Here is a 6,384-nt window from a genome sequence, read left to right as displayed (position 1 = left end):
GTAATCCTCGCGCGCGGTCCATTGCGAATAGTTGGCGATGCGGGTCTGCGCGTCGTTCACATGCAGCCCCGCCCCGATGAACCCCGGCTGTTTCGAGATCACCAGCCGATAGGCCTCTTCCAGCTCGTCCAGGATATCCTGACAGGTCCCGGGGGTAACCTCGAATGTACAGATGACCGTCTGATGCCTGGCCTTGGCCGATATGGTGGGCATGCTTTCCTCCGCTGACTTGCCGGAACAGTCTAGCACATCCGGCAACGAAAACCGTGCAAAACCTGTTGCCGCTGCCCTGCAGCAAGATCGGGGCGAATCCATGGAAATTTACAAACTGCCCAAATTTCAGCCTCACCCTACGTCATCTTGCCCCTTGAAAATGCAACGGAAAAAGTACTGTTGCAATTTCGCCGCAACCGCAAACCAATGCCGCATTGCGGCAACATTTGGGCAAAGCTTCAATTTACTGACACCGGCGTGAAACATATTCGTTACCTACCAAAGCTTACTAGGCGGGGCATAGATCAACATGCCACGCGCAAAACAGGAGAGACCCCAACATGAAAAAGACATTGCTCGCGACGACCGCGCTGCTGATGACCGCTGGCGCCGCGTCCGCTGACCTGAGTTGGTCGGGTGAGGTCGAACTGGGCTGGAACGATGACGTCGAAGGCGGCGTCTATGGCTCGATAACGATCATCCCGATGCTGACCGCAGAACTGGATTATGGCCTGACCGCTTCGGCCTATGTCGAGCTGGAACTGTTCGACACCAACCAGAACGGCCTGTCGGCCAGTGATTCTGACGACTTCAATGTCGAAGATTACCTGCTGAAACTGGAAGCCAGCTACGGCGCCATTTCGTTCGGCGATCAGGCTTTTGCTGCTGAAACGCTGTGGGTTTCGGCCGGCGACATGGAAAACGACAGCATTTCCGAAGCTGACGGCGAAACCTCGCTGCTGGCCATCGGCAGCTATGGCGGCCTGACTATTGCCGTGGGCACCGTTCTGAACACCGACGATTTCGCCCTGGGTGGAACCGGCACCGGTAACTTCGACCAGCTTTCGGTCGGTCTGGCCTATGAATTCGGCAACTATTCGATCTCGGCCGCCTATCAGGAAGACACGCAAGAGCCCTGGGACGTGACCGTCAACGACGACTTCACCCTGAATGAAGTCTTCGGTATTTCGTTCAGCGGCGAATTCGCTCCGTTCTCGTTCACTGTCGGCTATGCCGAAGACATGACGATCAACGAAGAATCGATCGGTCTGGCTGTCGGCTATGCCCTGAACGACATGCTGAGCTTCGGCGCCTATTACGTCGGTGAATCGGTTGGCGGCGACAACTGGGGCGTCAGCGCCGATTACGAAAACGGCCCATTCGCTGTTGGCGTGTTCTATTCCTATGAGCAGGACGATGCGGAATACGGCTTTGAGGGCAGCTATGCCGTCAACAATGCCTTCACCATCTATGCCGGTGTCATCGAAGACGAAGACGCGATGGACGATGGCGGCGCCTATATCGGTGGCGAGTGGGACATGGGCAACGGCGCTTCGCTGCTGGTCAGCTACGCCGATGTTGATGATACCTCGGGCATCGATGATTTCGGTGCGCAGGAATACAATGACGGCGCAACCGTTCTTGTAACCTTCAAGTTCTGATCCTTCTTCCGGATCAACTCTTCCCTCGTTCATGGCAGGCCCCGGTTTGTCACGAACCACTCGCCCCCCTCGCAAGAGGGGGGCTTTTTTATGGGCGGGCACAGGGTCAGATCGGTTTGTCCATCCGTGCGGTCAGTTGGATGCGCCCATGGCACGGCACCGGCCACACCACGTTGACCTGATCGCGGTTCGCGCCCTGTTCGGTCTGAACATAGGGCATGGCGCTGACCACGGCACCGCCCGCATCACGGATTGCGCCTTCGGTCACAATCGAAACCACCTCGCGCGTGCGCCCGTCAAAGGGCAGATACCCTGCGAAGTCACAGCCCCATGTCGTCAGGTCGGTGGCCTCGTCGAATTGCAGCATCACCGGGTTCGATATGAACTGGGTCACACCGGTAAAGGAATTGCCCTGCACCGCGATGTTGCGCGCACGGCCCATATCCAGCCCGGCATAGGTAGTATCGACATAATCCACCCGGTCGATATCGCCGTTCAATGCCTTGAAGGTATTGCCCGACATGTTCAGCCCGTGGATGAAATGACCCGCCCCAACGGGTTTGACCACGAACCAGCGGAACCAGGGCGCAACGTCATTGACGGTAAAGATATTGCCCGACACCGTCAGCCCGCCAAATGAATATTCGTTCGATTGATCGGGTGCCGCGTCATGTTCATTGGTCCATTCGACAAAACTGTTGTCGATATAGTTGGCGTTCAGCGTGGTTTTCACATTGGTCGAGGTCAGAACCAGCCCCGCCAGTCGAATGCCGGCAGGCTCGTTGTCATCCTGGAACCAGTGATTGTTGACGATCATGTGACCGCCGCCGCCCATCACCGCGAAATGGGCAAAACGCACCGCACGATTGTCACGTAGCTTGACGTCATTGGCGTTCACGTTCAGCGCGATACTGGTGCGATCCTGTGCGCGAGCCTGCTGTTCATTCGACAGAAACTGACAGCGGTCGATCAACAGCCCCTGGCATCCGTCACCAATCGAGGTAATCCCGCGATCCCTGGGGGTGGTGATGAAACAGTCGCGGATCTGAAAGATAAGCCCCGATGTCGGCAGCATCACGGCGCTGGCTTCGCCGTTGCAGGACAGATCCATATCCGACAGCACAAACCGCGTCAGCGAGGCAAAACCCGAGAAATCCAGAAGGTATTTGAACCGGCTGAAGGTATAGATTTGCGTGCCTGCCGCATCGAACAGCGGCGCCGACAGGGTGATGGTGCCCGCACCGACATTCTTGTCACGCACATAGACCTCGCGCCCCACGCCCAGCCCCTGCACAAGCGACCCGATCGCGATATTCGCGACATTGGCCACCCCCGTCAGTTGCAGCGGGCTGCCTGCCGAATAGGTCGCCTGCGACGTCACGACATCGGTGTTCCAATTGGCCGAGGGCAAAGCATTGATCTGCCCGTTGCGGATCACGCGACGGATGGCATAGGTATTCTTGTTTCCAACCGCCACCTGCACGTCGATGGGCGCGTCGATATCCACGCGCCGGCCCATCATGTCCAGGCTGTCATGGTCGGAATAATTGAACAGCACCGCCAGCGCCCGCTTGAATGCCTCCAACTCATCGCCAAAGGCGTCGATATAGCTGGGCAGATCGAAATTCCGCGTCAGTGTCAGCCGTGCGGCAGCGGGCATCACGACTGTGCCTTCGAACCGAACGCGCGATTCAAACGTGACGTGATCGCCCAGGTAATAGCTGCCCGCCGACACCAGAACCCCGCGCCCGCCGGCGGCCAGATCGGCCGCCTCGAATGCCAGCCGGTCATCGGTCACCCCGTCGCCGATCGCGCCAAAATCGCGAATATCGACCCAATCCATCATGTCGCGCAAAAAGACCGATGTCACATCCTCGACCACCAGATCGTCGATCCGCACGACACCGCCATTTGCCCCCGTCAGATCAAGCCCGACATGGGCATAGATCGGGGCGGTGCCCCAAACCATATCGACGCCGCCCCGCAGCCCCGACCCGATAATCGCCGTCACGGTTTCGACCTGGCCATAGGCCGTCAATGTCACGCTGGGCCCGGTTTCGACCAGGCCGGTCACATGCGCACCGCTGCCATCACCCGCCCAGGCCGCGATGCGCACCGAAGGCAGGTTGCCGCTCATCGCCTTGACCCGCGCCGTCACCCGCAGATAGCATCCGGGCAAAAGCGGCGTCTGCCCCATATAACGCAGCTTTTGCGTGACCTGTGTTTTTGACAGCTCCAGACAACCGCCAAAATCCTGATCCGCAGGCACCAGTGCCGCATCGGGCGACCCCTGATAGCTGGCCGACCCCGGCACGCCGTCCTCGCTCGACCAAATATTCAGACCCGCCGCAAATGCCGGCGGCATCAGGACCAGCCCGTCGGTGATTGCCTTGTTCATTCAAATCCCTTTCCAAAGCTGCGCGCGCGGCTGTCCGCACTGTTTTGGCCATGTGCCGCTGTGCCATCTTGCCCGGACGCAAGCTGACTGCGTCCCGGATCGGCCAAACGGGTATCACTCAAGGGATTAACTTTGCCCGACAGTTGCGCGCGCTGCCTCTCGACGGCGCGCGAACAGGCGGGCATATTGATGCGCAGATCACGCTGCGGCCACAAGGTTTTTCAATGGGTTATTCGTTTTCCACTTCGGACAGGAATATACAGGCCGCGCTGCGCCGTATCGCCTGCGAACAGATTGACGAGGCGCACGCCAAGATCGCCGACCCCAACTTGCCCCGCGACAAGAAACTGCACGAGCTGCGCAAGCACGCCAAAAAATTGCGCGGATTGGTGCGCTTGGTTCGTCCTGTCTTCGCCGATTTCAAGGCCGAAGACAGCATCATCCGCGATGCCGCCCGCACGATGTCGGGCCTGCGCGACAGCGATGTCATGCTGGCCACCTTCGACAAGATAGCCGCCACACAAGACGGTCCTTCATTTGCCCCGCTGCGCAATCTGCTGCCGCATTCAGACCACGCCAATGCGGCAGGTCGGGCAGATCAGGTCATCGCGGATTATGACCAGACCCTTGCCGCCCTTCATGGCCGCGCGCGGCACTGGGCGCTGTCTGCCAAGGGCTTCGACGCCCTGGCGCCAGGCCTGGCCACGATCTGGACCGAAGGCCGCCGCGCATTGTCGGCGCTGGGGGATGCGCCCGGCGATGACCAGTTGCACGACTGGCGCAAGCGGGTGAAATATCACTGGTATCACGCCCGGCTTCTGGCGCCGATCTGGCCTGATGCGATGGCCGAACACAGTCGCGCCGCGAACGATCTGGGTGAGATACTTGGCGATCACCACGATCTGGGGGTTTTGCGCCATTATCTGGCCGCTGCCGAAACCGACATGCCGGACCTGCGCCGGGCCTTTGTCAACCGCATTACCCAACGGCAGGATGACCTTTTGCTGCGGACCCGCGCGTTGGGCGGGCGTCTTTACGCCGATCCGGCCAAGGCGCTGATCCATCGCTGGGGCGTCTGGTGGGATCTGTGGCAGGCAGAAGGCTAGGACAGCAGCCGCCCCGACAACCCTTCGTCGATCAGCGCCACGGTTTCCTTCACCCCATAAAGCGCGATGAACCCCCCGAAACGCGGCCCCTGACTGGCCCCCAGCAGCACCTCGTAAAGTGCTGTGAACCAGTCGCGCAGGGGATCGAATCCGTGTTCCTTGCCCACCGCAAACACCATGCTTTGCAGTTCTTCAGCGTCCTGCCCGCCGTCCCAGGCCGCCAACCGGGCGCGCAGATCCGCCAGCGCCGCGCGTTCGCGCGGATCGGGGGCACGGAACACCTTATGCGGTTTGACGAAATCGTTGTAATAGCGCACCGCAAACCCCGCCGCCGCATCCAGATCGGGATGGGTTTCGGCACTGGCCTCGGGCGCATAGCGGCGGATGAACCCCCAAAGCTGCGCCTTGTCGTCGGCATGGCTGACGGATGCCAGGTTCAGCAGCATCGCGAACGGCACCACCATGTTCGATTGCGGCACATCGCCGCCATGAATATGCCAGACCGGATTGTTCAGCCGCGCCGCGGCATCCTGCGTTTCATAGGCGCGCAATTGCTGGTGATATTCATCCACCGCCTTGGGGATCACGTCGAAATACATCCGCTTTGCGGTCTTGGGCTTGAGATACATGAAATAGGACAGGCTTTCAGGGCTGGCATAGCTCAGCCATTCGTCGATCGTCAGCCCGTTGCCCTTGGACTTGGATATCTTTTCGCCGTTCTCATCCAGAAACAGTTCATAGGTGAAATGTTCCGGCTTGCGCCCGCCAAGGATTTCACAGATTCGGTCATAGATCGGGGTATTGGTGGAATGGTCCTTGCCATACATCTCGAAATCAACGTCGAGCGCCGCCCAGCGGGCGCCAAAATCCGGCTTCCACTGCAGTTTGACATTGCCGCCGGTGACCGGAAGCGTCCATTCGCGGCCATCCTCGTCATCGAAGGTGATGGTGTGATTGACCGGATCGACGTGTTTCATCGGCACATACATCACGCGGCCGCTCTCGGGGTGGATCGGCAGGAAGCAGGAATAGGTCTGCTGGCGCTCTTCGCGCAGGGAGGCCAGCATGATCTTCATGATCGCGTCGTAGCGTTCGGTCGCCAGCTTCAGCGTGTCATCGAAGCGGCCCGATTTATAGAACTCGGTGGCGCTGATGAACTCATACTCAAAGCCAAAGGTATCGAGGAACCGCCGCAGCATGGCGTTGTTATGCGCGCCAAAGCTGG

The 6,384-nt window shown here is 59.5% G+C and carries 5 protein-coding genes; 2 read left to right on the top strand and 3 right to left on the bottom strand.

From position 1 onward, the window contains the following. A partial coding sequence (locus tag ACTCHC_RS06535) for an antibiotic biosynthesis monooxygenase family protein (RefSeq protein WP_463021673.1) occupies positions 1–213 on the bottom strand: 213 nt, incomplete at its 3' end. A gap of 341 nt (positions 214–554) precedes the next feature. Here ACTCHC_RS06535 and ACTCHC_RS06530 point away from each other — a divergent pair. Further along, on the top strand, positions 555–1,655 hold the full coding sequence (locus tag ACTCHC_RS06530; RefSeq protein ID WP_463021672.1) for a porin: 1,101 nt from the start codon (positions 555–557) through the stop codon (positions 1,653–1,655). Positions 1,656–1,761: 106 nt separating this feature from the next. On the opposite strand, the gene ACTCHC_RS06525 is transcribed toward ACTCHC_RS06530, so the two are convergent. Then, on the bottom strand, positions 1,762–4,053 hold the full coding sequence (locus ACTCHC_RS06525; RefSeq protein ID WP_463021671.1) for a right-handed parallel beta-helix repeat-containing protein: 2,292 nt from the start codon (positions 4,051–4,053) through the stop codon (positions 1,762–1,764). A 224-nt stretch (positions 4,054–4,277) separates the two neighbouring features. Between ACTCHC_RS06525 and ACTCHC_RS06520 the strand changes: the two genes are divergently transcribed. After that, positions 4,278–5,159 (top strand): CHAD domain-containing protein, encoded by an 882-nt coding sequence (locus ACTCHC_RS06520; protein WP_463021670.1) that lies wholly within the window; start codon positions 4,278–4,280, stop codon positions 5,157–5,159. On the opposite strand, the gene ACTCHC_RS06515 is transcribed toward ACTCHC_RS06520, so the two are convergent. Then, positions 5,156–6,384, bottom strand: a 1,229-nt coding sequence (locus ACTCHC_RS06515; protein ID WP_463021669.1) for a lysine--tRNA ligase, incomplete at its 5' end; no start/stop codon positions are given. The genes ACTCHC_RS06520 and ACTCHC_RS06515 overlap by 4 nt on opposite strands.

The organism is Actibacterium sp. (assembly GCF_055134745.1).
The sequence above is the reverse complement of the archived record's forward strand: the minus strand, read 5'-3'. Positions and strand labels throughout refer to the sequence as shown.